This is a genomic window from Sphingomonas phyllosphaerae 5.2 (assembly GCF_000419605.1).
Lineage (GTDB): Bacteria > Pseudomonadota > Alphaproteobacteria > Sphingomonadales > Sphingomonadaceae > Sphingomonas > Sphingomonas phyllosphaerae_B.
Map to the genome: position 1 here is coordinate 3,538,947 of NZ_ATTI01000001.1, position 25,483 is coordinate 3,564,429.

The window sequence follows — 25,483 nt, forward strand, 5'->3', positions numbered from 1 at the left end:
AAGATCGTGGCGCGTCCAGCGGTTCTCAACACCCTTAGTCTCGCGATCGCCAGCGGGCTGAACTTCGTGTCGCTGCTCTTGTGGGTCCGGCTGCTGCCGGCTGACGAGTTCGGCCGCTACACGCTTATCATCAGCACCGCGCTGCTGATCAACGCGATCATGTTCGAATGGGCGCGGATCGTCGGCGCGCGGACGCTGTATTCGGCGACCGACCCGACCCGCATCGATCCGGGGCGCGCCGACGCGCTCTTCACGATCGTCTCGACGTTCATCCTCGCGCTGGGCGTGACCACCGCGGTGCTCTTCGTCTCCGGCAGGATGATCTTCGGGTTGGCTCCAGGCTGGCTCTGGGTGCTGTTCCTGTTCGTCTTCAGCGAAGTGACGCTGACGATGCTCAACATCGTCAGCCGCGCGCGCGGTGCCGCGTGGCACACGTTCGGCGTGATCGTAACGCGCTCGGCGCTCTCGCTTGCGATCGGCGCGGTGCTGGTTCTGGTATACCATCAGGGGCTGACCGGCGTCCTGCTCGGGCTCGTGATCGGACAGGGGATCGCGGTCGTGGGCGGGATCGTCAGCGACGGCGTGTGGCGCCGGCTGCGGCTGCGCGGGAACGTGGAGGAGCGGCGGATCATGGGCGAGATGCTGACGCTCGGCGCGCCTCTGATGCTCAGCTCGGGCCTGTCGTATGGTGTCGGGGTGCTCGACCGCTACCAGATCGAGCATATCCTCGGCACGTCGAGCGTCGCTTATTATGCCGCTCCCGCCGACCTGTTGCAGAAGACGCTCGGCTTCGCGATGCTGGCCGTCAACATCACGATGTATCCGGCGATGGTGCGGGCCTATGAGGACGAGGGCCCGGCGCAGGCACGCGTGCTTCTGGAGGGCAACGCGATCCTGTATCTGGCGATGTGCCTGCCGGTCGTCATCGCCGCGACCGTCCTTGCCGGGCCGATCAGCCACCTCCTGCTCGGCGGGGCGCTGGCGGATCGCAGCGCCCCGCTGCTGCCGCTCGTGACGGCCGCCGCGTTGCTGCGCCTGCTGACGATCTATCACCTGCAGATCGCCTTCCAATTGACGCGACACATGCGGCTGTTGATGATCGCGCCGGCACTGGCCATCGGAACGTTCGTTCTGCTGGGACCACTGGCGCTGCATCGCTACGGCCTGCTCGGCATCGCTGGCGTGTCGCTGTTGGCGCAGATGCTGGGCTATACCGTCAGCGCGACGCTGGCGCGGCGGGTGTTCGGCATTCGTCTGGCAAGTCGCGACGCCGGCAAGGTGTTGCTCGCCGGCGCAGCCATGGGTGCGGCGTTGGTGCCGTTCGCCGGGGCAAGCGGCGTTATGATGACGCTGGCGGCTTTGGCGGCGGGCGGCATCGTCTACGTCGGCGCGATCCTGCTGCTGCGACTTGATCAGGTGCGAACAATCCGCGCGAAGTTCGCCCGCACCTGATGGGCCATCAGACCGCGATCGGAAGTGGCAACGGCTGATCGTCGCGCGCATCCACGCGCGCGGCCGCTTCCTTCCACCAGTCACCGAGCAGGCGATCGGCGGAAATCGGCGAGAAACGCCCGAATCCGGCTTCCGGCGCGAAGGTCATCTCGCCGAATTTCGGGCCAGTCGCCAGGTCGTAGAAGTCGATGCGGACGAAGGGAAAGCCAACCGAAAGTATTTCGGCCAGTTCGATCATCCTGGCAAGGTGGCGCGGCGGCGCGATCTCACCGACGATCTGCGGGTAGGAGAAGCCGAACGACTGACGCTGCCAAGCGCAATCATAGAACGACCGGCGGTGTTCGGTAAAGCGCCCCTCGTCTACCTGCACGATCTTGACTTCGCCGTTGAAGCAAAAAAACTTGTAGTCGTTCAGATTGTCGCCGATGATCGGCTCGATAAGCAGCAGCCGGTCGATCTCATTATACCACCATTCGTGCAGATAGCGGTGCCAGTCAGCGGCCAGCCACTTCTTGGACGTTTCGCGCAGCAACATCCATTCGGCCGCATCGTCGGTACGGACGAAGTGGTTCCAGCCCGACGAATGGTTCGCCTTCACGATGAAGGGGGTTGCGCATGGCGGTTGCTCAGGGAGCATAGTGCCGGTCCACAATGTCGGGATCACAACGTCACGCCCGACCCGCTCAGCCACCCATTCCTTCACGCGCACCTTGTCGGCAAGCAGCGGCATAAGCGGATCGCGCGCCGCCAGCTTGAGAGCATGCACGCGTTCGTTGAAGGTTTTCGGATTATCGAGGTCGGGCCATTGCCCCAGCGCCTTCAAGGACTGGACCTGCAGCGACTGTTTGGCGGGCAGCGTGTTGTACAGCAGGCGCATTGCCGCGCGTAGCGGGTTTGCCATCATTCCTCTCCAGCACGCTACCGCCGGACCCCGCCCGGCTCACTCACAGCGGCGCGCGCCGGGTAGACGGTCGGCCAGGGAGTGAAAACGTCCTTTTTCTACAGTTCCCGCCCATTTGTGCGAATTTGCCCCGATTAGGGACAATTAGCGCTGACCAAGGCCGCTATGCGCGCGCCCTTGGGGGAGCAACAGGCTCGCGTCGCCGTAGGAGTAGAAACGGTAGTCGTTCCCGATGGCATAGGCATAGGCCGCCTGCATCCGGTCGAGGCCCATCAAGGCCGATACCAGCATGAACAGCGTCGATCGCGGAAGGTGGAAGTTGGTCATCAGGCCGTCGATGCCGCGGAAGCGGTAGCCGGGGGTGATGAAGATTGCCGTATCGCCCTCGAACGGCTGGATCTCGCCAGCGGCGTCGGTCGCGCTTTCGATCAGGCGGAGCGAGGTGGTGCCGACCGCGATCACACGACCGCCGGCGGCGCGCACGGCGTTGAGGCGCCCGGCGGTTGCCGCGTCGATGCGGCCCCATTCGGCGTGCATTTGGTGGTCGGCAGTGTCCTCGGCCTTGACCGGCAGGAACGTGCCTGCGCCGACGTGGAGCGTCAGCGTCGCGTGCGCGATACCGGCGGCGTCCAGCGCGGCGAGCAGCGCGGGCGTGAAGTGCAACGCGGCGGTGGGGGCAGCGACCGCACCGGGTTCGGCGGCGAACATCGTCTGGTAATCGTCCGCATCGCGCGCGTCGGTGTCGCGCTTGCTGGCGATGTAGGGAGGCAGCGGCATCCGGCCGGCGCGCTCGAGCAGCAGTTCGACCGGCTCGTCGCCGGCAAACTCCAGCGCCCAGCTGCCGTCCTCGCCACGCTCCCGCGCGATGGCGGTGACGGCGTGGCCGAAGTCGATCGCGTCGCCGTCGCGCAGACGGCGGCCATTGCGGACGAACGCGCGCCAGCGGCGCGGCCCTTCGCGCTTGTGGAGCGTCGCGCCGATCCGCGCCGATCCGCGCGTACCCTCCAGCTGGGCGGGGATAACGCGGGTGTCGTTGAACACCAGCAGGTCGCCGGCGCGGAGTTGCGCCGGCAGATCGGCGACGATACGGTCCGCCAATCCTTCGGGCGTCACCACCAGCATCCGCGCCGCGTCACGCGGTACGGCGGGGCGCAGTGCGATCCGCTCCGGCGGGAGCGCGAAGTCGAACAGGTCGACGTGCATCAGCGGCGGGTGGCGGGCTTCTTCGCGACGGGCTTCGGCGCGGCCGTGGCCGGCGTCGTGCCGGGCAATGTCGGCAGCGTCGCTGGCAAGGTCGGCGCCGCTGCGGCGGGAAGCGGCTGGTACGCCGGTGGATTGTCCGAGGCGATATAGGCGTGGACGATCCGCGAGGGGTTCTGCGGCGGCTCGCCCTTTTCGATCGCGTCGACGTAGTTCATCCCGGTAAGGACGCGGCCGAAGACGGTGTACTTCTTGTCGAGCTGGAAGCGCGGTTGCAGCACGACGTAAAACTGGCTGTTCGCGCTGTCCTCCTTCTCGGCACGCGCGGCCGCGACCGCGCCGCGGACATGCGGCAGATAGTTGAATTCGGCCGGCAGATCCGGAAGCGTGCTGCCGCCGGTGCCGTCACCCTTGGGATCGCCGCCCTGCGCCATGAAGCCGTCGATGACGCGATGGAATACCAACCCATCGTAGAAATGCTGGCGCGTCAGCGTCTTGATCCGCTCCACCATTTTCGGCGCGACGTCGGGGCGCAGCGCGATCTCGACGCGGCCGCCGGTCGACAGGTCGATCAGCCAGATGTTGCCCTTGTCCGATAGGGGCGGGGCCGGCAGACGCTCCTGCGCGGCGCCGGGGACGGACACGATCGCGGCAAGCGCGGCGGCGATAAGGGCGAACGGGCGCATCGGGTCTTTCGGATCAGGTCGTCGGGTGTGGGCGGCGTTAGACCAGAAACGCGCTTGCGCCAAACTGAACGATGCATGGCGCGGACCGCGCCCGACTTCTCAGCCATTCCAACGTGGTCGAAGGCCCTGAGCCGAACGCAGGCCTCCGTACGAGCGACGAGCCGGACGAAAGCGGCATTGACGAAGGTCCGTCAGCTGCCGCGGCGGCCGTCGCGTTCGACGCGTGCGACCACATCGGCGCACACCGGAGCGCTGACGAACTTGCCGATATGGCCGCCGAAGATCGCGATCTCCTTTACCAGGCGCGAGGCGATCGGTTGCAGGCAGACGTCGGCCATCAGAAAGACCGTCTCGATCCGGTCGTTCAGCTGCTGGTTCATGCCCGCCATCTGATATTCGTACTCGAAGTCGGCGACGGCGCGCAGGCCGCGGACGATCATGCTTGCGCCCTCACGCTCCGCGAAGTCCATCAGCAGCGAATCGAATGAGACGACACGGATGTCGCCGCCGATGCCGACCACCTCGCGCTCCACCATCGCCATGCGTTCGGCCAGCGTGAACATCGGCGACTTGCCGGGATTGGTCGTGACGCCGACGACCAGCCGGTCGACCAGCTTCGCACCGCGCCGGATGATATCCATATGCCCCAGCGTGATTGGATCGAAGGTCCCGGGATAGACGCCGATACGCATGGGATTCGCCTTCAGGTCAGCCGCGGCGGTCGATAACGAAGCGCGCGATCGCGCGGAGCAGGTCGGCTTCGGGGCCATAGCTGCGCAAATGGTCGATCGCCTGATCGACCAGCATCTGCGACTGCTGCCGCGCGCGGTCGACGCCGAGCAGCGAGACGAACGTCTCCTTGCCCTGCTCGCCGTCCTTGCGCAGCTTCTTGCCGGCCAGTTGCTCGTCGCCCTCGACGTCGAGCAGGTCGTCGACGATCTGGAAGGCCAGCCCGAGGTCGTGCGCGTAACCGCGCAGATGGCGGCGACCCTCCGGCGGAACACGGCCCAGGATCGCCCCGCCCTCCACCGCCGCGCCGATCAGCGCACCGGTCTTCATCTGCTGAAGCCGGGTCACGGTATTGAGGTCGAAGCGGGTGCCGTCGGCCTTGAGGTCCATCGCCTGCCCGCCCGCCATGCCGGACGGACCGGACGCACGCGCGAGGTCGGCGATCAGTTCGGCGCGGACGAACGGGTCGGCGTGCGTCGCGGGATCGGCGAGCACCTCGAACGCGAGTGCGTGTAGGCAGTCGCCAGCGAGGATCGCCGTCGCCTCGTCGAACGCCTTGTGAACGGTGGCCTTGCCGTGGCGCAGATCGTCGTCGTCCATCGCCGGCAGATCGTCGTGGATCAACGAATAGACGTGGATCGCCTCGAGCGCCGTAGCAACCCGGCCCGCGGCATCGCGCGCGACGTCGAACAGCCGCGCGGTCGCGAACACCAGCAGCGGCCGCAGCCGCTTGCCGCCGCCGATCGTGGCGTGGCGCATGGCGCGATAAAGCTCGGCACGTGGATCGTTCGGCACCGGTAACAGCGCGTCGAAGCGGCGGTCCATCTCCGCCGACACTTCCTTGAGCGCCGCCTTGAGCTGCGGCGAGGCATTGGCGGCGATCGTCATCCCGCGGCGAACGGCTCGGTGCCGGTCGGCTTGCCGTCGGCTCCCGTACGGATCGCCTCGATACGCGCCTGCGCGGCGTCGAGACGGTCGGCGCAGCGCTGCCTGAGCACGCTGCCGCGCTCGTACAGGCGGATCGCCTCCTCCAGCGGGGTATCCCCGGATTCGAGCCGCGCGACGATCTCCTCGAGCTCGCGCAGACCAGCTTCGAAGGACAGCGTCTCGGTCGTATTCTCCATGCCGGGGCTATGCGCCGGTCAAGCGCGGCCGGTCAAGGCGATGCCGGCCATCCGGTGCGTCGTCCCGCATGCACTCCCGGATCGCCATTCGTCTTGACGATCGATGGCTTACGCGGCGCGGCGCTGCATCCCGCCGAGCAGGTCGCGTGCGGCGCGCTGGGCCGTGGCGATTTCGCGCGCGGTCATGTCCTCGGCGATTTCGGTACGTGCGGCGGCGGCGGCGTCGTTGCCGCGCGCGGCCGACAGATTGAACCACTTGTGCGCCTCGATCAGGTCGAGCGTGGCACCCGAGGTGCCGGTCGAATAGGCGACACCAAGGTCGTAGGCCGCGTCGGCATCGCCGCGGGTCGCTTCGTTGGTGCGGCGCGCGAGCAGCGCCATGTTGAATTCGGTTACCATCGGATCACCCCTCCATCCTTCAATGTAAAGAGAGGTTTGCACCGATTCGGCTCACCAAATGGTTAAAGCCCGAATCATCTAGATCGATCGCCGTGCGCGACGTGAGCGATCAAGCAGGATCGACCGAGAGGTTGTCGATCAGCCGCGTGTTGCCGATCCGCGCCGCGGCCAGCAACTGCCGTCGACGCCCCGGCGCGGGGTCGCTCTCCAGCGTCTCGGCATCGACGAGCGCGACGTAATCGACCTCGAAGCCCGCCGCCGACAGCATGGCGGTGGCATCCGCCAGCGCCTTGGCCGCTTCCGCGCCCGCCAGCAGCGCCCGCGCCGCGACGCCCAGGGCACGCGGCAACGCGACCGCCTTCTGCCGCTCCTCGGGCAGCAGATAGACGTTGCGGGACGACAGGGCGAGGCCGTCATCCTCGCGCTGCGTCGGCACGCCGGTGACCTCGATATCGAAATCGAGGTCGGCGACCATGCGGCGGATGACCGCCAGTTGCTGAAAATCTTTCTCGCCGAAAAAGGCGCGGGTAGGGCGAACCTGGTTGAACAGCTTCGCCACCACAGTGGCCACGCCATCGAAATGCCCGGGCCGCGCGGCACCGTCCCACCCCTCGCTCACGCCGGTCACCGAGACGTTGGTGGCGAAGTCGGCGGGATACATCTGATCGACCGGGGGCAGCCACAGCACGTCGCAGCCCGCATCGGTGAGCATGGCTATGTCGCTGATTTCCTTGCGCGGATACCGCGACAAATCCTCGTTCGCGCCGAATTGCCGCGGGTTCACGAAGATCGACGCGACGACGAGCGTGCCGGGGCGGCGCGCCGCCTCGACCAGCGCGACATGCCCGGCGTGGAGCGCGCCCATCGTCGGCACCAGCGCCACTTCTCGACCGCCGGCGCGTGCCGCGGCGAGCGCCGCGCGCAGGCCGGCGAGATCACGATACACTTCCACCCGTTACCCCTCGAATCTCGCGGGCGGGAGTTCTATGGTCGCGGCGGGACGCAATCAATCGAGGATGCGACGAATTGTCCGAAACGGGGACGGAAGCGCACCACGGTCGCACGCATGTGATCGTGTTCGCCAACGAAAAGGGTGGGACGGGCAAGTCGACGACGGCGGTGCACGTCGCGATCGGGCTGGCGGCGAAGGGCGCACGCGTGGCGTGCATCGACCTCGATCATCGCCAACGTACGCTGGGGCGCTACCTCGACAATCGCGAGGCGACCGTGAAACGGGCGGGCATCGACCTGGTGCTGCCGGTCCATGCCACCGGCGACGGGCGGGCGGACGGCAACTTCCCGGCGATGTACCGGGACTTCACCGACGGCTACGACTTTCTGGTGATCGACACGCCGGGACGTGACGACCCCGCGGCGCGGATCGCCGCGGCGCTCGCCGACACGCTGGTGACGCCGATGAACGACAGCTTCGTCGACTTCGACCTGATCGGGCAGGTCGATCCAGAGACGTACCAGGTGGTGCGGCCGAGCTTCTATTCGGAGCTGATCTGGGATGCACGCAAGGCGCGCGCGCGTGAGGACGGGACGACGATCGACTGGGTCGTGCTGCGGAACCGCCTGCAATATCTGGAGGCGCGCAACATGCGCCGCGTATCGGAGGCGCTGGACCAGCTGGCGCGACGCGTGGGCTTCCGGATCATCCCGGGGCTTGGCGAGCGCGTGATCTATCGTGAGCTGTTCCCCAAGGGTCTGACGCTGCTGGACGCCAAGGAGTTCGGCGGGATGGGGCTGAGCCATGTCGCCGCGCGGCAGGAGCTGCGCGAGATGATGGCCGCGCTGGCGCTGCCCGAGATCTCCGCGTCGGCAGCGGGCAAGGCGGCCTGACGATGGCGATGAAATGGATCGTCGCCGCGCTGATCGTGTGGGGTGTGTGGACGATGCTGCGCAAGCCCGCGAAGAAGCGCCTGTCCCCGGCCGGTGAGGCACGCCGCGTGCTGGGCGTCGGCACGCGCGCCGACGAGGGCGAGATCCGCGCCGCGCACCGCCGGCTGATGAACGAGCTGCATCCCGACCGCGGCGGCGAGGGGCAGCAGGCACGGCGCGTGAATGCGGCGCGCGACACGTTGCTCGCCGCGTTGCGCGATCCGCGATGACGCACGTCTTCGCGGACGAGATCCTCCGCGCCTACGACATTCGCGGGCGCGTCGGCGACACGTTGACCGAGGCGGACGCCTATGCCGTCGGGCGCGGTTTCGCGACGCGGGTGCGACGGGCGGGCGGGCGGCGCATCGCCGTTGGCTATGACGGGCGGACGCACGCGCCGATGCTGGAGGCGGCGCTGGTCGCAGGGCTGACCGCATCGGGGGTCGACGTGGTGCGCGTCGGGCTGGGGCCGTCGCCGATGCTCTATTACGCTACCGCGACGCTAGAGGTGGATGGCGGCGTGCAGGTAACCGGCAGCCATAATCCCGCCGAGGACAATGGCTTCAAGCTGGTGATGCAGGGGAACAGCTTCTGCGGGCCGGACGTCCGCGACCTCGCGCGGCTCGCCGCGGCGGGCGACTGGGAGGAGGGCGCCGGGAACGTCACCGACGCCGACATCCTCGACCTTTATGTCGGCCGGCTGCTCGCCGGCTATGCCGGCGGCACGTACCGGATCGGCTGGGACGCCGGGAACGGCGCCGCCGGCCCCGCCATCCGCGCGCTGACCGCGCAGCTTCCGGGCGAACATCACCTGCTGTTCTGCGACATCGACGGTACCTTTCCCAATCATCATCCCGATCCGACGGTGGAGGCCAATCTGGCGCATCTACAGGCGCTGGTCGCGGAGAAGCGGCTCGATTTCGGACTGGCCTTCGACGGCGACGGCGACCGGATCGGCGCGGTCGATTCCACCGGGCGTGTGCTGTGGGGCGACGAAATCCTCTCCATATTGGTCGCGCCGCTGCTCGCCGAATTGCCCGGCAGCACGATCGTGGCCGACGTGAAGTCGAGCGACGCGCTGTTCGAGCGGATCGCGGCGCTGGGCGGCCGATCGGTGATGTGGCGAACCGGGCACAGCGAGATCAAGACGAAGATGAAGGAGCTCGGCGCACCGCTGGCGGGCGAACTGTCGGGCCATATCTTCTTCGGACACGAATATTACGGATTTGACGACGCACTCTATGCCGCGGTGCGACTGATCCGCGCGGTGCATCTGTCCGGGCAGCCGCTGACCGAACTGCGCGGCGGGACGTCGGCGCGGGTCGCGACACCGGAATGGCGGGTGACAGTGCCGGAGGCGCGCAAGACGCATGTGGTTGAGGAAGTCGCGGCGCGACTGTCGGCGGCTGGCGCGCGCGTCACCACGACCGACGGCGTGCGGGTGTCGACCGACGACGGCTGGTGGCTGCTTCGCGCGTCGAACACGCAGGCCGCGCTGACGCTGCGGGCCGAGGGACGTGACGCGGAGGGGCTGGAGCGACTGGTTGCGTCGATCGACGCGCAACTGGCGGACAGCGGAGTGCGGCGGGCGGATTAGCCCGGTTAGAACAGCGATACGGCGTGGCTACGCGGTGCCACCTCTCGCGCCGTCAGTCAGGAACGCGGCACCATCGCATCCGGGACGACGGTCAGCCGCGCTGCTGCTCCGGCAGCCACGACAGATCGACGCGGGCGCGGCGGTCGACGTGTCCGGCGGCGCGGCGTAGCCCGGCCTCGTCGAGGATCGTGAAGCGCCCGGCACTGCGCGCGATCAACCGCATGTCCTCCAGCTGGCGGAGCATGCGGTTGACGTGGACGGAGGTGAGCCCGACGGCGTCGCCGAGCTCCTCCTGTGTCAATCCGGGGATGAAGCTGTTGCCGATCGCCGCATCGACGCGCCCCATCCGTTCGCGGATCTCGAGCAGCACCGCGGCCACCCGCGCCCGCGCCGACGTCTTGGCGATCGCCGCCAGCCGGTCGGCCATCGCGACGCATTCCGCCTGTTCCAGGGCGGCGAGTGCCAGCGCCAGCCGCGGATGGCGCAGCATCACGTCGACCAGCGCCTGGCGATCGATCGGCGCGACGACGCTGTCGGCGGTCGCGACAAGCGTCTGTTGCGCCTTGCTGTAAGCGAGCACATCGGACCCGAGCAGATCGCCCGGAAAGATGAAGCGCAGGATTTGCCGGCTGCCGTCGTCGAGCAGCACATAGCCCATCATCATTCCGCTCTTCAGCGCGAACAACTCGACCGAACGCTCGTTCTGCCGCACCAGCGTTGCGCCACGGCGCAGCACGCGCTCACGCTCGGTCAGGTCGCCGAGCGCGCTGCGTTCGATCACGGTAAGGGGCAGGACGTCGCCGATCCGGTCGGCGAAACTAAGCGCTGGCACGCAATGAAGATCCTTAAAGTCGTAAGATCGTTACGCGGGCGTGGCCGGCCCGCGCATTAAAACCGATCAACCATCCTTTGTGCGTGATGCGCGGCGCTCGCTTGGCGCGGGCGCGCGGGCACGATAGAGGCGTTCGATGGACCGTATCCTCATCCGCGGCGGCAACCGCCTGAACGGCAAGCTGCCAGTCTCCGGCGCCAAGAACGCCGCCCTCACCCTGATGCCGTGCGCATTGCTGACCGACGAGCCGCTGACGCTGCGCAACCTGCCGCGGCTGGCCGACGTCGACGGCTTCGGGCACCTGCTCAACCAATTGGGTGCGTCGACGCGGATCGAGGGCAGCAAGCCCGACGAATTCGGACGGGTGATGACGATCCGTGCCGGGCAATTGACCTCGACGGAGGCGCCCTACGATATCGTCCGCAAGATGCGCGCGTCGATCCTGGTGCTGGGGCCGATCCTGGCACGCGCCGGACAGGCACGCGTCTCGCTGCCGGGCGGCTGCGCGATCGGCAATCGTCCGATTGACCTGCACCTGAAGGCGCTGGAGGCGATCGGCGCGACGCTGGAGATGAGCGCGGGGTACGTGACCGCGACCGCGCCGGGCGGACGGCTGGCGGGCGGGCGCTATGCGTTCCCGGTGGTGTCGGTCGGCGCGACCGAGAATGTCGTCATGGCCGCGGTCACCGCACGGGGATCGAGCCGGATCGAGAATGCCGCGCGCGAGCCCGAGATCGTCGACCTGTGCCGCTGCCTGATCGCGATGGGGGCAAGGATCGAAGGGGTGGGCACCGATACGCTGGAGATCGAGGGCGTCACCGAACTGCACGGCGCGACCTACAAGGTGATGCCGGACCGGATCGAGGCGGGTAGCTACGCCTGCGCGGTTGCGGTGACGGGCGGCGCGGTGGAGCTGACCGGGGTGGCGCCCGCCGACATGGGCGCGACGCTGGACGCGCTCCGCGAAGCGGGCGTCGGGATCGAGGAGCGGCGCGATTCGATCCTCGTCACCTCCGAGGCCGAGCTGAAGCCGCTCGTGCTGTCGACCGCGCCCTACCCGGGCTTTGCCACCGACATGCAGGCGCAGTTCATGGCGATGCTGTGCAAGGCGCCCGGCACCAGCACGTTGACCGAGACGATCTTCGAGAACCGCTACATGCACGTGCCCGAGCTGGCGCGGATGGGCGCGGACATCAGCGTGCGCGGACGCACCGCGGAGGTGAACGGCGTCGAGCGGCTGATCGGTGCGCCGGTGATGGCGACTGACCTGCGCGCGTCGATGAGCCTCATCATCGCCGGGCTGGTCGCGGACGGCGAGACGACGGTGTCCCGCGTCTACCACCTCGATCGCGGGTACGAGCGGCTGGAGGAGAAACTCCAGGCGGTCGGTGCCGACATCGAGCGCGACGGCGGAGGCTGACGCTCGCTTCGTCCGGAGACGTTAACGCTTCGTCAACCAATCTCGGTCAAGTTGCCGGCGGGGCGTTGACGGACCGGCCTGCGCCGGGTCCTGTCGCATCCCTGCGGCGACACGAGTCGTCCGCACGCCCGAACGGGGTGGAGACGATGGACGCGAACACCGGCCGCTCGCCACGCGAGCAGCTCGAGACGATCCTGTGGACCGCACGCAGCGCCGGCGCGACGCTGATCATTTCGCGTGGGCATGATCCCGCGACGATCAGCCTGTTGCTGGCCGAAGGACTGGTGCGCGAGCGGCTTGGTCATCTCGTGCTGACGATCAAGGGTATCCAGCGGCGACGGGCCTGCGCGCCGTATTGATCGGCTGCCGGCCCAAACGCACCGGTCACCCGCGTTATTCCGCACGGCCCGTCATTCCCGCCCATGCGGGAGCCCGGAAGCCCCGACATCCGTGACTCTAGCGAAGACCTGCGCGTCTGGATTCCCGCTTGCGCGGGAATGACGGGAGTTGGTGGAAAGGCGACAGGCAGGTTTCGGCGGGCCGATGGCGCTAGAGCGTGATGACGTGGATCTGAATCGCTGAGGATTCCCATTGGGCTGGCGATTTGATTCAATGTGCTGGCTGGCGAAGGAGGCCAGCCAGCATGTCAAAGCCGTATTCGATGGACCTGCGGGAACGGGTGGTCGGGGCGGTAATCGCCGATGGCATGTCGTGCCACGCGGCTGCTTCACGCTTCGGGGTGGCGCCGAGTTCGGCGATCAAATGGGTGCGGCGCTTTCGCGATACGGGCAGCGCCGCGCCGAGCCGGATGGGTGGTCGCCGATCCAACATCCTGTCCGGCGCGACACGTGACTGGCTGCTGGAGCGGATGACCCGCGACTTCACCTTGCGTGGACTGGTAGCGGAGTTGGCGGGCCGCGACGTGAAGGTCGACTATGTTCAGGTCTGGCGGTTCGCCCATGTCGAGGGGCTGAGCTTCAAAAAAAAGCGTGCTGCCCGCCGAACAACTCCGTCCCGCGATCGCCCGGCGTCGGGCGCAGTGGAAGAAATACCAGGGTCGGCTTGATCCGGCGCGTCTCGTCTTCATCGATGAGACGTGGGTGAAGACGAACATGGCCCCCTTGCGCGGTTGGGCACCGGTCGGCCAGCGGCTCCATGCCAAGGTGCCCTACGGCCACTGGCGCACGATGACGTTCCTGGCGGCGCTGCGCTGCGACCGGATCGACGCGCCGTGCGTGCTGGACCAGCCGGTCAACGCGCAAAGCTTCACCGACTATATCGAGCAGTGCCTCGTGCCGACGCTGTCGCCCGGCGACGTCGTCATCATGGACAACCTCTCCAGCCACAAGAAACCCGCCATCCGCAACGCTATCCGTGCGGTCGGTGCCAGGCTGCTGTTCCTGCCGCCCTACAGCCCGGACCTGAACCCGATCGAGCAGGTCTTCGCCAAGCTCAAGCACCTCATGCGCAAGGCCGCCGAGCGATCCCACGAGGCAACATGGCGACGCGTCGGCACGCTTCTCGATGCCTTCTCCCCCGCAGAATGCCGCAACTACCTCGTCAACTCAGGATATGAGTCAGCTTGATGTCATCCGACTCTAGCTGCCGTCACCTTTTGCGTCGCCGTTTTCCCCGAAAAGGATGGTTAGGCGGATTGCTCCCGCCGACCCGTCAACGGGCTGGCGGCTGCATAAGCTCTATCGTGATATGATCGGGGCCTGAAACATAGGCCACCAACGTTCCCATCCGAGGACCACCCGGGATCGGCAGCGGACTACCTTTCGCTTTCCATCCCGCTGCCTCGACGCGGGCGATGGCGGCATGAATATCCTTGACGGTCAAAGCTAGGTGGGCCGCTCCGATAGATCCAGCGCTGTTGGGCACCGTCCCGTTCTGGGGTCCGTTTGAATATTGCAACAGTTCGACCACGTAGCCGTCGGGTGCTTTGACGATCGCCGTTTTCACTCGCGGATCATCGACACCTGTCACCTGATGCAGGAAGTCGCCCCCCATTTCCGATTGCCGCACAAGTGCGAAACCGAGCGCTCCCGTCCAGAACCGAACGGCTTCGTCCAGAGACGATACAGCGAAGCCTGTGTGGTCCACGGCAAGTACGTTTGCGGCGTCGGTCATTGCTGCACTCTCACTGGGCCGCCGCTTGCGGTGTCAGGGACTGCGCCCCGGCTGCAACCGACACCAGCAGCATAGCGGACGATCTTCATGGTGACGCCTTAACGCTTAGGCCTCCTCCCGAAAAGGAACGTGTTGCGGGACGGCCTATGCTGGTGCGCGAAGACACCCGGATGGCATATCAAAGATGGAGAAACGGGACGGCCGCGCCTTCTCGAAACGACCGGTTTCGGGAAGCCATGTTGATCGATTGAACGGCAAGGTCTGGGCGTAGGCGGGCATAAGCCCAAGCGGCAGGCGCTTGAAACAAGGCCTGCGATTTACGGTACGGCTTTATCCCCAGGCGCTTGGGAGCGATAGTGATCGACATACTGGCCGACAGCGCCGAGTGCGAGTGCGGCGCACCAAACGCTGGCCCACCCTATGGCTATCCATCGGTAAGTTCGATCAAATTTCGGTCCAAGGACAAACCAGACGAAGATGTATGGTGCCCACAAGACCAATGCACCCATAACAGTGTGGCGCAGTGTGTAGGTTTTCTCCGGGGATTCGAGCGTATCAGTCGAAGCCACCATTTTCGATAGATCGCAGAAGGTGGAATTTCTGCGCCCAGGCGATTTGCGCCATCGCTATAGCCCGTCGAAGTCGATCGTCTTATGTCGATCCAGCCGCTGCTCGGCGGCGGGCAACGGATACTTCAACCCCGTCGCGCAGTTGAACAGCACGACTTCCTCGTCCTCGTCGACCTCGCCGTCGCGCAGCGCCTGCCGGTACGCCGCCAGCGTCGCGCCGCCTTCGGGGCACAGCAGCAGGCCGTCGCGCCGCGCGCATTCGTCCACCGCCGCGAGGATCGCGGGGTCGCCGACCGCCACGGCCTTCCCGCCGCTCTCGCGCACCGCGCGCAGGATCAGGAAGTCGCCCACCGCGCGCGGCACGCGGATGCCCGCGGCGATGGTGTGCGCGTCTTCCCAGCGCTCGGCATGTTCCTCGCCCGCCTCGAACGCACGCACGATCGGCGCACATCCCGCGGCCTGCACCGCAAACATCCGCGGACGCTCGGCGCCGATCCAGCCGAGCTTCTCCATCTCGTCGAACGCCTTCCACATCCCGATCAACCCGGTGCCGCCACCGGTCGGGTAGAAGATCGCGCGCGGCAGCCGCCAGCCGAGCTGCGCGGCGAGTTCCAGCCCCATCGTCTTCTTGCCCTCGATCCGGTACGGCTCCTTCAGCGTCGAGAAGTCGAACCAGCGCCCCTCCGCGGCACCTCTGCCAACAATCGCGCCGCAATCGTCGATCAGGCCGTTGACGCGCCAGACACGCGCACCCTGCGCGGCGATTTCACGCACGTTCACCTCCGGCGTGTCCTCCGGGCAGAAGACGATCGTCTCGATTCCGACGCGTGTGGCATAGGCGGCAAGCGCGGCGCCGGCGTTGCCGTTGGTCGGCATTGCGATGCGTGTGACGCCCAATTCCTTCGCCATCGCAACTGCCATCACCAGGCCGCGTGCCTTGAAGCTGCCGGTCGGCAGGCGCCCCTCGTCCTTTACCAGCACGTTCGGGCCGGCGCTGGCTGGGATCGGGATCAACGGGGTCTCGACTTCGCCGAGGCTGACGACATTGCGAGCGTGGCGGATCGGCAGCAATTCGCGCCAGCGCCACAAGTCGGTCTGTCGTGCCGTCAGCACATCGCGCGGAAGTGCAGCGCGCGCCGCGTCGAGATCGTAACGCACCAGCAGCGGGCGACCGGCACGCGACAGATTGTGGAGCGCGTCGGCCGCATAGCGCTCGCCCGTCAGCGAACATTCGAGGTGCGTGACGAAGGTCGGGCGATCGGCGGTGAGATTGTCGTTCATGCGGACGGGTTTACTGCGCGCATCATCGCCCGTCATCCCCGCCTTGGGGAATCACGGGCCCACAGGTCTTCACGAATCCGGATTTCCGGAGTCGCCGGGATCACGGATGGGACCGGCTAGCCCGCCGCCCTCACTTCAACCCAGGATGTGCATCCACATCGGCTCGCCGGTCAGGCTCTGCGAACCACGCAGTCGCTCCAGCGCGGCGGCGACGCAGCGCTCCGGCCCCTCATGGGTGACGATCGCGACCAGCACGCTGCCGTCAGCATGCGCGCCGCGCTGGATCAGGCTCTCGATCGAGACGCCGGCGTCACGCATTGCGGCCGCGATCTCGGCGAGCACGCCGACCCGGTCAGCGACGGCGAAACGAAGATAGGCGCGCCCGCGCCGCTCGCCGCTGTCGGCTGCGCCGCTCACCGCCAGCGCGTCGGCGGGCATGGCGTAGGGGGGGCCGAACTCTCCGCGCGCGATGTCGATCAGGTCGGCGACGACCGCGCTGGCTGTCGGCCCCTCGCCCGCACCGGCGCCCTGAAACAGCAACCGACCGACGAAATTGCCTTCCGCGACGACCGCATTGGTGGCGCCGGTGACGTGCGCGAGCGGATGGTCGTTGGGGACAAGGTGCGCGTGGACACGCTGGAAAAGGCCGTGCGTGTCGGCTTCGGCGATACCGACCAGCCGCACGCGATATCCGAGTGCCGCGGCCTCCGCGATGTCGGCGGCCAGCACATGGCGGATGCCACTGATCGCGACATCGCCGAACGCGGGTGCAGTGCCGAAGGCGAGACTGGCGAGGATCGACAATTTGTGTGCGGCGTCGACACCGTCGATGTCGAACGACGGATCGGCCTCGGCGAAGCCCAGCGCCTGCGCCTCGGCGAGCACCTCGGCGAAGTCACGAGCTTCGGCCTCCATCTTCGACAGGATGAAATTGCAGGTGCCGTTGAGGATGCCGTAGACGCGCGCAATCTCGTTCGCCGCGGCACCCTCGCGCAGCCCCTTGATCACCGGAATACCGCCCGCGACCGCAGCCTCGAACTTCAGCGCCACGCCCGCACCCTCCGCGGCGCGCGCCAGTTCCAGCCCATGATGCGCCAGCATCGCCTTGTTGGCGGTGACGAAGCCCTTGCCGGCCGCCAACGTGCGGCGCGCCAGCGCGAGCGCGGGGCCGTCGGAGCCACCGATCAGCTCGACCACCACGTCGGCGTGGACGTCTGCCATCGCGGCGGTGTCGTCGATCCACTGAAAACGCGACAGGTCGACGCCGCGGTTCTTGGCGCGATCACGCGCGGAGACCGCGACGACGTCGATCGGGCGCCCGGCACGACGGGTAATCAGCTCGCGATTCTCATCCAGCACGCGGATCACCCCGCCACCGACCGTGCCCAGCCCCGCCAATGCCACTCGTAATGCCTGCGCCATGCCCGCCTCCCGTACTTGCCGGCGACGCTGCTAAGAGGTTGCACACTGGCTGTCGAGCCGCGCACCCATCGACGCAGGTTGCAATACGTGCAACTGCGCTAGATATTATTGCACTTGCGTTCATCGGTGGTGCGGCGCACAAAAGCCGTGCCTTTCAGGCATCCTCTCCTAAAAACTTTTACAGCCGGGCACTGCCCGGCTTTTTTTTGGCCTCGACCTCAGCTAGGCACTGATTCGCCGCGCCAAAGAGCACGGGGGAACAGGAAAACTGGATAGGATGCGCCGGGTCGAACCGGCAGCGGAAAGGGGGGATCGGTCGGCGGGCCATCCCCCCGGCCAAGACGTCAGACCGTCTCCGGCAACCAAAACATCACCGACACGTCGACGACCCATGCGCGCCGGGCGGCATAACGCATGCGGCAGATGGCCAACGATCACGCCTCCGTGTGATCACCAAAGGCCGACTGCGCCTATGTTGCTGGCCACCACGAAGTCGAACTGCATCGCGATGAACACGCGCCCGCAAGCACGCTCCCGTGAATGCTACGCGCCCACCGCCTGTGCACCCCCACGCACGCCCTCATGACGACATAGCCACGATCGACGACGTGATCGCCGGCGCGGGGTAGTTGGCGCGGGTATAGTAGCTGCCGAGCAGCTCGTGTCCGTGACGAATGTCTCGCGATCCCGCCCGCGCCGATAGGCGGGCACGGCGTCGACCTACTTGTCGCGCGCAGCGAGTAGCGTCCGCCCGCCGGGATCACCGGCCGGATCAGCGTCACGGTCGCGGCAGCCTCGACGGCAGTGGCGCGGCGGACCTGCATGCGGGTTCATCACACAGGTGACACGCCCCGCTCATCAAACCGCAACCGAACTTGCGCGGGGATGACACGCACTCGGGCCAAGGACGACGCGAAGGCAAGCGACGGGGGCGAAGCGGATGATGCGAACGGGGCTGACGATCGTACTCCTCTTGCTGGCGAGCCTCTCGGTCGCCGCCGCGCCGGAACCGTTCGATGAGGCGATCGAAGGTGCGCGCTTCCACGGGGCGATCACGCTGGATGGCGAGCTGTTTCACGTGCAAGGGCTGGAATTGCAAGCCGCGCGGATGTGGGTGACGTCGGTCGATCGCGCTACGCGGCGCGGCTATCTCCACGAGGTCGATCGCGTGAGCGGTCGCGTATTGCGACGCATCGATTTGACCGATGGCGTGCGGTATCACCCCGGCGGGATCTCGATCGACGGACGGTCGCTGTGGGTGCCGGTCGCGGAGTTGCGCGCGAACAGCTCGGCGATGCTGGTTGAGATCGATACCGAGACGCTGGCAGTGCGGCGACGCATCCCCGTCGCGGATCATATCGGATGCATCGCGGCGCACGGGCGCTGGCTGGTGGCGGGCAATTGGGACAGCCGCCTGCTCTACGTCGTCGACCGCGACGATCCGCGCCACATGCGGATCGTGCCCAATCCCTCCGGCACGCGCTATCAGGACATGAAGTTCGTCGGCGGGCGGCTGGTCGCGGGAGGACCGCGGACCTGGTGGAACGGAACGGTCGACTGGCTCGACTGGCCCGCTTTGACGCTCCGCCGGTCGATCCGCGCAGGCGGCTATACCGCCGAGGGCATGGCGGTGGAGGGACGCGAATTGTACCTCGCGCCCGAGGATGGGCGCGGACGGGTGTTCCACTTCCGGCTGGACGATCCCACGTCCGCCCATGCCTGAATGCGGGTAGCAGTCAGGACAGCGGCACGAGCGCGGCGGCCGCATCATGCCCGGCGTCGCGGAGACCACGTGCCACTCCCGCCCGATCGGCGAGCGCGCGATTCTGGCTGACCTTCCACTTGCCTTCGATCCGGTCGAGCGGAATTTCCACGCCCGCGATACCTTTTACCTGGGCACGGATGAAATCGGGCGGGGCGTCGGAAGGTGTCCAAGGCGCCGCCTGCCCTGCTTCATGGCTTGCCGTCAGCGCCTCGAGATGGTCGAGCAGCCATGCAGGATCGTCGATCACCCGTGCGACGCCCCGGACCTGTACCACGACATAGTTCCAGGTAGGCACGACCTTCCCATCGGCGAGCTTGCTCGCATACCATGATGGACTGACATACGCCTGCGGCCCCTGGAAGATCACCAACGCCGATGCTCCCGCTCGCAGATCGAGGAGCTGGCCGTTCGCCCTCGCAAGATGGGCACGCAGGACGAAGCCCTCCGGCACACGCTCGACAATGAACGGCACGATGCTGGCGGCCAGGTCACCGTCGCGGGTGGTGACGAGAGTCGCCAGTGGATGCGACTGCATGGCAGCGCGCAGCACCTCCGGACGATCCTCACGAAAGGCTGGGGGGCAGTACATCGACTCGACGTAGCCGGAGCGCGATCGCCGCGCCATGGTGGCGCGCGCCTGCTGTCGTCACCGGCGCACTTGTGCCAGACAGGCGCACATGACGCACCCTCCCGCTCGCTCCCCCGTCGAACTCACGCTGCGCGGCGTGCTGCTCGGCGGGTTGATCACGTTGCTGTTCACCGCCGCGAACGTTTATCTAGGACTGAAGATCGGACTGACCTTCGCGACCTCGATCCCCGCCGCGGTGATCTCGATGGCGGTGCTGCGCGCGTTCCGTAATTCGTCGATTCTGGAGAACAACATCGTCCAGACCGTCGCCTCTGCGGCAGGGACGCTGGCGGCGATCATCTTCGTGCTGCCCGGCCTCGTGATGATCGGATGGTGGCAGGGCTTTCCGTTCGTGACCACCGCCGCGATCACCGCGACCGGCGGCATCCTCGGCGTGATGTTCTCGGTGCCACTGCGCCGCGCGCTGGTGGTCGACACGACGCTGCCCTACCCCGAGGGCAGAGCCGCCGCCGAAGTGCTGAAGGTGGGTGAGGAAAGCCGACGCGGCGGAGCAGAAAGCGCCAAGGGGCTGTCCGCGATCGTGGCGAGCACGCTGGCCGCGGCCGGCTTCTCGATCCTGACGCAGACGCGGTTGATCGTCGGCGAGGCGGCGCGCTATTTCCGGATCGGCGGCGGTGCGACCGGAGTAAGCGCAGGACTGTCGTTCGCGCTGCTCGGGGCGGGCCACCTGATCGGGCTGTCGGCCGGAATGGCGATCCTGCTTGGCGTCACCGTCGGCTGGTGGATCGTGCTGCCGATCCTTACCGCCGCCACGCCGCACACGGGCGACGTTGCCGCATGGGCGAATGGCGTGTTCCGCAGCGACGTACGCTTCTTCGGCGCGGGCGTGATCGGGGTCGCTGCAATCTGGACGTTGCTGCGGATCGCCGGCCCGGTGATCGGTGGCTTGCGCGCGGCGATGTCGGCCGAGCGCGGGGCGAGCGTCGCCATCGAGGAGCGCGACCTGCCGATCGGGATCGTCGCGACCATCAGCGTCGCGATGCTCGTTCCGGTCGCACTACTGCTGCATTCGGTTGTAGCGGGCGGGCCACTGGCCGGGCACGAATGGGCGCTGGTGGCGGGCAGCCTGATCTTCGTCGCGGTAATCGGGCTCGTGATCGCGGCGGTGTGCGGGTACATGGCCGGGCTGATCGGCGCGTCGAACTCGCCGGTTTCGGGGATCGGCATCTTGTCGGTGATCGCGGCGGCGACGTTGCTGGTCGGGCTCTTCGGGCGCGGCGGGCCACCCGAGCAGACGCAGGCGCTGGTCGCCTATGCGTTGATCGTGACCGGCATCGTCTTCGGCGTAGCGACGATCTCGAACGACAATCTCCAGGACCTGAAGACCGGGCAACTGGTCGGCGCGACGCCGTGGAAGCAGCAGGTCGCGCTGGTGATCGGGGTTTGCTTCGGATCGGTGGTGGTGCCACCCGTGATGCAGTTGCTCTACACCTCGTTCGGGTTCGCCGGGATGCCGGGTGCGGGGCCGAACGCGCTGGCCGCACCGCAGGCGGCGCTGATCTCCGCGCTGGCGCAGGGCGTGCTGGGCGGCAATCTCAACTGGTCGATGATCGGCTGGGGTGCGCTGGCGGGCGGCGTGGCGATCGTGCTGGACGAAATGCTCGGACGCGCCGGGCGGCTCCGGTTGCCGCCGCTGGGCGTGGGGCTCGGCATCTACCTGCCGATGAGTGCAACGCTGACGGTGGTGGTCGGCGCGGTGATCGGGCATCTCTACGACAAGGCCGCGGACGGGCGCGCCGAGGCCGAAGGCGCGAAGCGGCTGGGCGTGCTGACCGCGACCGGGATGATCGTGGGTGAGAGCCTGTGGAACGTCGTCTTCGCCGGTATCGTCTATGAGAGCGGCACCGAGACACCGCTGGCGCTGGTGGACGGGTTCGAGACGCCGGCGTTGATCGCGGGAACGCTGCTGTTCGCGTTGGTGACGTGGTGGCTGTATCGGCGCACGCGGCGGCTGCACGCGGCATGACGCGCCTTCGCTTGCGCTGGACGGGCGATCGCGGCGTCGGCACCGCGAGCTACACCGCCTATGCGCGCGACCACGAGATCACCGCGCCGGGGAAGCCAGCGATCGCCGGATCATCGGACCCGCGCTTCCGCGGCGATGCAACGCGCTGGAACCCGGAGGAATTGTTGCTGGGAGCGATCAGCGCATGCCATCAACTCTGGTACCTGCATCTCTGCGCCGAGGCGGGGGTGGTCGTCACCGCCTACGTCGATGACGCGGAGGCGGTGCTAACGCTGGACAGCGACGGCAGCGGCCGGATCACCGAGGCGCTGCTGCGCCCGGCGGTGACGATCGCACCCGGGGACGTCGCGCTGGCCGAGTCGTTACACCAAGCGGCGCAAGCGCGGTGCTTCATCGCGCGATCGGTCGCCTTTCCGGTGCGGCACAAGGCGGTCGTTACGGTCGCGACGGTATAGGCGCGTTAACCATCGCGCGGTAGGATGCGGGCATGTGGCTCTCCCGTTTCGTCGTTGCCCGCATAGCGAAGCATCTCAGGGCACCGGCCCTGGATGGCTTCGTTACGCCCGCGCCGCCGGATCGTATGCGATGATCGGCCTTCGCTCCAGGCCGCAACTGCTCGCGATCCTCGCGACGCTAGCGCTGTTCGTGCGGCTGCTGGTGCCGGCCGGATTCATGCCGCATGTCGCCGACGGGCAGGTCGCGATCGTCTCCTGCCCGGGCGTGATGGCAAGCGTGCCGCACGGGCACGGCCACGACGCGCCGAAGCATGACGGTTTCGAGCGTCCGTGCGCCTTCGCGGCGATCGCCGCGGTCACGACGATCATGGTGATCGCCGTGCTGCTCGCCGTGCCGCTCGCACGCCTCCGGCTCCCGGTGGCGCGGCCTGCCGCGACGCGACGCGCGCGCGCCGCGCTGCGCTGGCGCCCGCCGCTTCGCGCACCTCCGACGATCTCCTCGATCCGCTGAACGCTACCCCGGCCCGCCCTGCGCGCGGGCCGTGCCGAGGATGATCGCCGATGTCTTCTTCCCGTCCGGCCGCGCTCGCGGCCGAGCTCCAGCGCGCAGTGTGGCGCTGGCATTTCGTGGCTGGTGTACTGGTGCTGCCGTTCCTGCTGTGGCTGGCCGTGACCGGCGCGCTGTATCTCTACAAGCCCGAGATCGAGCGGCAGGTCTACGCCGACTGGATCCATGTCACGCCGGGGCGGCCGACCTTCCCGCTGGATACACTGGCCACGCGCGTCGGTGCGACGGTGGGCGGCGCGGTGACGCAGGTGCAGAAGCCCGCTGTGCTTGACGAAAGTTGGCGCGTCACCGTGCGGCGTAGCGACGGCAGCCTGCGAATGGCCTTCGTCGATCCGCATGATGCCCACGTGTTCGGCACCACGAACGCTGGCGGAGTGATGCAGACGGTCAAGCATCTCCACAGCCTGGCGCTGGCCGGGTGGATCGGCAACTGGCTGATCGAGATCGCGGCGGGTTGGTCGATCGTGCTGGTGGTAAGCGGGCTGTATCTGTGGTGGAGCCGCGGACGCACCGTCGCAGTGCGCGGCCGGCCGGCGGGGCGGCTGTTCTGGCGCGATCTGCACGCAACGACCGGGCTGTTCGCAGGCGGGTTGATCCTGTTTCTTGCGATCAGCGGAATGCCGTGGAGCGCGATATGGGGCCGCAACGTGCAGGCGGGGGTCGCCGGCGCGGGCTGGGGCCGGCCGACCGCGCCGACGGGCCAGGCGCATGCCGAACACGATCTGCCATGGTCGTTACAGCAGCACGCGATGCCGATGGGCGGCGCACCACGCGTCTCCGCCGAGATGGCGCTGACGGCGGCGCGCGCGCACGGCATGGCGCCGGACTGGACGCTGACGTGGCCGGCGAGCCCGGGCTCGCCGTATCTGGTCAGCGCGACACTGGGGCCATCGGGGGCGGCGCATGTCGTCTATGTCGATGCCGGCACCGGGCGCGTGTTGCAGGATGCCGGGTTCGGCGACTTCGGCAGGCCAGCGCAGGTGATCGAGTGGAGTGCCGCCGTCCACCAGGGGAAGGAATATGGCGAGGCGAACCGGCTGGTGATGCTGTTCGCATGCGCAGCGCTCGCCCTGTTGACGATCAGCGCGCCGGTGATGTGGTGGAAGCGCGGGCCGCGCGGGCGGACCACCCTGCCGGACGCCCGGACGGGCGCGGGACTACTGGCGATCATGGCCGTGGCGGGGGTGATCTTTCCGCTGACCGGGCTGACGATGCTCGCCGCGCTCGCTTATGGGCGGGTCGCGGCGTGGACGGGTCAGGCGAGCCGGGCGCGGAACAGCTGCCCTTCCTCCACGACATAGACGATCACCAAGGTCGTGACGCCGATCGCGAGATAGCCCAGCGTCAGCGGCAGCGTGGTGCCGGCATAGGATTGGCCGATCGCCGATCCGACCAGCACCGCGCCAACACTGGTGATGAAGCCCTGTACCGACGAAGCCGTCCCGGCGATGCGGCCGACCGGCTCCATCGCCATCGCGCCGAAGTTCGAACCGCACAGGCCGATGCAGGTCATGCTGAGCGACTGGAAAATCATGTAGCTGACCAGCGTCTCCCACCCCACCCACACCACCGACAGGTGCAGCACGGACAGCACGATCAGCGCCAGCACCGCCACCTGCGAGATCAGCCGTGTGCCGAGCCTCTCGACCAGCCGGCTATTCATGAACGACGCGACACCCATCGCGCCAGCGCAGATCGCGAAGAGCAACGTGAAGCGGTCACCGGCGCCGAACTCATCGACGAAGACCTGCTGCGCCGAGGAGACGAACGCGATGATCCCGCCAAAGGTCAACGAAGCGGCTAGCGCGTAACCGATCGAATAGCGGTTGGTAAGCGTGAGCCGGTAGCTGCTTGCGAGGTTGGCGAGGGAGATCGCGGTGCGGCGGTCGGCGGGCAACGTCTCCGGCAGGCGGACCAGCGTCCACAGCAGCACCAGTCCCGCAAAGCCGCCGAGCGCATAAAAAACGAAACGCCACGGCCCGATCACCAGCAACCCCTGCCCGATCGTCGGCGCGAGGATCGGGACCAGGAAGAAGATCATCTGCGCCACCGACATGGTGCGCGCCATCGCTCGTCCCGACGCATTGTCGCGTACCACCGCCACCGCGATGACGCGGGTCGAGGCCGACATCAGCCCCTGCAACACGCGCGCGCCCAGCAACACCGTGAAGGTTGCCGAAGCCGCCGCGAAGACGCTGGCGCCGACGAACCCGACCAAGGTGGCGACCAGCACCGGCTTGCGCCCATAACGATCGGCGAGCGGGCCATAAAGCAATTGCCCAACCCCGAAGCCCAACACATAGGCGGTCACCACCCATTGCCGGTGGTTCGCCGCGCCGACCGACAGGTCGCGGCCGATATCGGCGAGCGCGGGCAGCATCAGGTCGACGCCCAGTGCGTTGACGGCCATCACCGCGGCGACGAAAGCGACGAACTCGCCGGGACGCATTC

At 67.5% G+C, this 25,483-nt stretch carries 26 protein-coding genes; 12 read left to right on the top strand and 14 right to left on the bottom strand.

The annotated features are described in order from the left end of the window. The first annotated feature begins 6 nt into the window (after positions 1-6). Positions 7-1,452 (top strand): oligosaccharide flippase family protein, encoded by a 1,446-nt coding sequence (locus SPHPHY_RS0116865; protein WP_022687864.1) that lies wholly within the window; start codon positions 7-9, stop codon positions 1,450-1,452. A gap of 7 nt (positions 1,453-1,459) precedes the next feature. On the opposite strand, the gene SPHPHY_RS20500 is transcribed toward SPHPHY_RS0116865, so the two are convergent. The 8 genes from SPHPHY_RS20500 to panC form a co-directional block, all read right to left on the bottom strand. Beyond that, positions 1,460-2,353 (bottom strand): ATP-grasp fold amidoligase family protein, encoded by an 894-nt coding sequence (locus SPHPHY_RS20500; protein WP_196802184.1) that lies wholly within the window; start codon positions 2,351-2,353, stop codon positions 1,460-1,462. 144 nt (positions 2,354-2,497) lie between these two features. Further along, the gene (gene queA / locus SPHPHY_RS0116875) at positions 2,498-3,556 is read right to left on the bottom strand and encodes a tRNA preQ1(34) S-adenosylmethionine ribosyltransferase-isomerase QueA (protein ID WP_022687866.1); all 1,059 of its coding nucleotides are present in this window, start codon (positions 3,554-3,556) and stop codon (positions 2,498-2,500) included. Next, the gene (locus tag SPHPHY_RS0116880) at positions 3,556-4,239 is read right to left on the bottom strand and encodes a peptidylprolyl isomerase (protein ID WP_022687867.1); all 684 of its coding nucleotides are present in this window, start codon (positions 4,237-4,239) and stop codon (positions 3,556-3,558) included. The genes queA and SPHPHY_RS0116880 overlap by 1 nt, the downstream gene beginning before the upstream one ends. 191 nt (positions 4,240-4,430) lie before the next feature. After that, the gene (gene coaD / locus SPHPHY_RS0116885) at positions 4,431-4,931 is read right to left on the bottom strand and encodes a pantetheine-phosphate adenylyltransferase (protein WP_028057053.1); all 501 of its coding nucleotides are present in this window, start codon (positions 4,929-4,931) and stop codon (positions 4,431-4,433) included. A gap of 16 nt (positions 4,932-4,947) precedes the next feature. After that, entirely contained in the window at positions 4,948-5,856 is a 909-nt protein-coding gene (locus SPHPHY_RS0116890) for a polyprenyl synthetase family protein (protein WP_022687869.1), read from the bottom strand. Next, positions 5,853-6,092 (bottom strand): exodeoxyribonuclease VII small subunit, encoded by a 240-nt coding sequence (locus tag SPHPHY_RS0116895; RefSeq protein WP_022687870.1) that lies wholly within the window; start codon positions 6,090-6,092, stop codon positions 5,853-5,855. Before SPHPHY_RS0116895 ends, SPHPHY_RS0116890 begins: the two co-directional genes overlap by 4 nt. A gap of 108 nt (positions 6,093-6,200) precedes the next feature. Continuing rightward, the gene (locus tag SPHPHY_RS0116900) at positions 6,201-6,491 is read right to left on the bottom strand and encodes a hypothetical protein (RefSeq protein WP_022687871.1); all 291 of its coding nucleotides are present in this window, start codon (positions 6,489-6,491) and stop codon (positions 6,201-6,203) included. A 109-nt stretch (positions 6,492-6,600) separates the two neighbouring features. Beyond that, complete coding sequence (panC, locus tag SPHPHY_RS0116905; RefSeq protein WP_022687872.1) at positions 6,601-7,443, bottom strand: pantoate--beta-alanine ligase; 843 nt, start codon at positions 7,441-7,443, stop codon at positions 6,601-6,603. Between the two features lie 74 nt (positions 7,444-7,517). Between panC and SPHPHY_RS0116910 the strand changes: the two genes are divergently transcribed. From SPHPHY_RS0116910 to pgmG, 3 genes are read left to right on the top strand one after another with little or no spacing between them, the layout of a single operon-like run. Next, positions 7,518-8,336, top strand: a complete 819-nt coding sequence (locus tag SPHPHY_RS0116910) for a division plane positioning ATPase MipZ (RefSeq protein WP_022687873.1) — start codon at positions 7,518-7,520, stop codon at positions 8,334-8,336. Positions 8,337-8,338: 2 nt separating this feature from the next. Then, a complete protein-coding gene (locus SPHPHY_RS0116915) occupies positions 8,339-8,605 on the top strand; it encodes a J domain-containing protein (protein ID WP_022687874.1) in 267 nt (88 codons plus the stop codon). Continuing rightward, positions 8,602-9,972 carry a phosphoglucomutase/phosphomannomutase PgmG gene (pgmG, locus tag SPHPHY_RS0116920; protein ID WP_022687875.1) on the top strand — a complete coding sequence of 457 codons (1,371 nt, stop codon included), beginning with the start codon at positions 8,602-8,604 and terminating at the stop codon, positions 9,970-9,972. Before SPHPHY_RS0116915 ends, pgmG begins: the two co-directional genes overlap by 4 nt. 91 nt (positions 9,973-10,063) lie before the next feature. Here the strand turns inward: pgmG and SPHPHY_RS0116925 are convergent, their stop codons facing one another. Next, complete coding sequence (locus SPHPHY_RS0116925; protein WP_022687876.1) at positions 10,064-10,804, bottom strand: Crp/Fnr family transcriptional regulator; 741 nt, start codon at positions 10,802-10,804, stop codon at positions 10,064-10,066. Between the two features lie 136 nt (positions 10,805-10,940). On the opposite strand from SPHPHY_RS0116925, the gene murA reads away from it, so the two are divergent. The 3 genes from murA to SPHPHY_RS21550 all read left to right on the top strand — a co-directional run bounded on the left by murA (position 10,941) and on the right by SPHPHY_RS21550 (position 13,810). Further along, entirely contained in the window at positions 10,941-12,224 is a 1,284-nt protein-coding gene (murA, locus tag SPHPHY_RS0116930) for a UDP-N-acetylglucosamine 1-carboxyvinyltransferase (RefSeq protein ID WP_022687877.1), read from the top strand. Positions 12,225-12,370: 146 nt separating this feature from the next. Next, on the top strand, positions 12,371-12,583 hold the full coding sequence (locus SPHPHY_RS0116935) for a hypothetical protein (protein WP_156025126.1): 213 nt from the start codon (positions 12,371-12,373) through the stop codon (positions 12,581-12,583). 284 nt (positions 12,584-12,867) lie between these two features. Continuing rightward, positions 12,868-13,810 (top strand): IS630 family transposase gene (locus tag SPHPHY_RS21550; RefSeq protein WP_156025127.1). Its coding sequence is split into 2 segments (ribosomal slippage): positions 12,868-13,214 and positions 13,213-13,810, totalling 945 coding nucleotides; the frame shifts between segments, so codons are not numbered across the junction. Positions 13,811-13,895: 85 nt separating this feature from the next. Here SPHPHY_RS21550 and SPHPHY_RS21555 read toward each other — a convergent pair. The 3 genes from SPHPHY_RS21555 to SPHPHY_RS0116955 all read right to left on the bottom strand — a co-directional run bounded on the left by SPHPHY_RS21555 (position 13,896) and on the right by SPHPHY_RS0116955 (position 17,629). Then, positions 13,896-14,357, bottom strand: a complete 462-nt coding sequence (locus tag SPHPHY_RS21555) for a VOC family protein (RefSeq protein WP_081645349.1) — start codon at positions 14,355-14,357, stop codon at positions 13,896-13,898. A gap of 626 nt (positions 14,358-14,983) precedes the next feature. Next, positions 14,984-16,207, bottom strand: coding sequence for a threonine synthase (locus tag SPHPHY_RS0116950; protein ID WP_022687879.1), 1,224 nt, complete (start codon positions 16,205-16,207; stop codon positions 14,984-14,986). A 135-nt stretch (positions 16,208-16,342) separates the two neighbouring features. Continuing rightward, complete coding sequence (locus SPHPHY_RS0116955; protein ID WP_022687880.1) at positions 16,343-17,629, bottom strand: homoserine dehydrogenase; 1,287 nt, start codon at positions 17,627-17,629, stop codon at positions 16,343-16,345. Between the two features lie 940 nt (positions 17,630-18,569). Here SPHPHY_RS0116955 and SPHPHY_RS21060 point away from each other — a divergent pair. Continuing rightward, complete coding sequence (locus SPHPHY_RS21060) at positions 18,570-19,352, top strand: DUF6454 family protein (protein ID WP_022687881.1); 783 nt, start codon at positions 18,570-18,572, stop codon at positions 19,350-19,352. Between the two features lie 13 nt (positions 19,353-19,365). Here SPHPHY_RS21060 and SPHPHY_RS0116970 read toward each other — a convergent pair whose 3' ends face one another. Further along, the gene (locus SPHPHY_RS0116970; RefSeq protein ID WP_231370447.1) at positions 19,366-20,019 is read right to left on the bottom strand and encodes an FMN-binding negative transcriptional regulator; all 654 of its coding nucleotides are present in this window, start codon (positions 20,017-20,019) and stop codon (positions 19,366-19,368) included. A 52-nt stretch (positions 20,020-20,071) separates the two neighbouring features. On the opposite strand from SPHPHY_RS0116970, the gene SPHPHY_RS0116975 reads away from it, so the two are divergent. From SPHPHY_RS0116975 to SPHPHY_RS20515, 4 genes are all read left to right on the top strand, one after another. After that, positions 20,072-22,009 carry an OPT family oligopeptide transporter gene (locus SPHPHY_RS0116975; RefSeq protein WP_022687883.1) on the top strand — a complete coding sequence of 646 codons (1,938 nt, stop codon included), beginning with the start codon at positions 20,072-20,074 and terminating at the stop codon, positions 22,007-22,009. Beyond that, positions 22,006-22,464, top strand: coding sequence for an OsmC family protein (locus tag SPHPHY_RS0116980; RefSeq protein ID WP_028057059.1), 459 nt, complete (start codon positions 22,006-22,008; stop codon positions 22,462-22,464). The genes SPHPHY_RS0116975 and SPHPHY_RS0116980 overlap by 4 nt, the downstream gene beginning before the upstream one ends. A 130-nt stretch (positions 22,465-22,594) precedes the next feature. After that, entirely contained in the window at positions 22,595-22,975 is a 381-nt protein-coding gene (locus SPHPHY_RS21065) for a hypothetical protein (protein WP_022687885.1), read from the top strand. A 50-nt stretch (positions 22,976-23,025) separates the two neighbouring features. Further along, positions 23,026-24,333 (top strand): PepSY-associated TM helix domain-containing protein, encoded by a 1,308-nt coding sequence (locus tag SPHPHY_RS20515; RefSeq protein WP_022687886.1) that lies wholly within the window; start codon positions 23,026-23,028, stop codon positions 24,331-24,333. On the opposite strand, the gene SPHPHY_RS0116995 is transcribed toward SPHPHY_RS20515, so the two are convergent. Beyond that, positions 24,288-25,481 carry a multidrug effflux MFS transporter gene (locus SPHPHY_RS0116995; RefSeq protein ID WP_022687887.1) on the bottom strand — a complete coding sequence of 398 codons (1,194 nt, stop codon included), beginning with the start codon at positions 25,479-25,481 and terminating at the stop codon, positions 24,288-24,290. The two genes, SPHPHY_RS20515 and SPHPHY_RS0116995, sit on opposite strands and share 46 nt — an antisense overlap. Positions 25,482-25,483 lie beyond the last annotated feature (2 nt).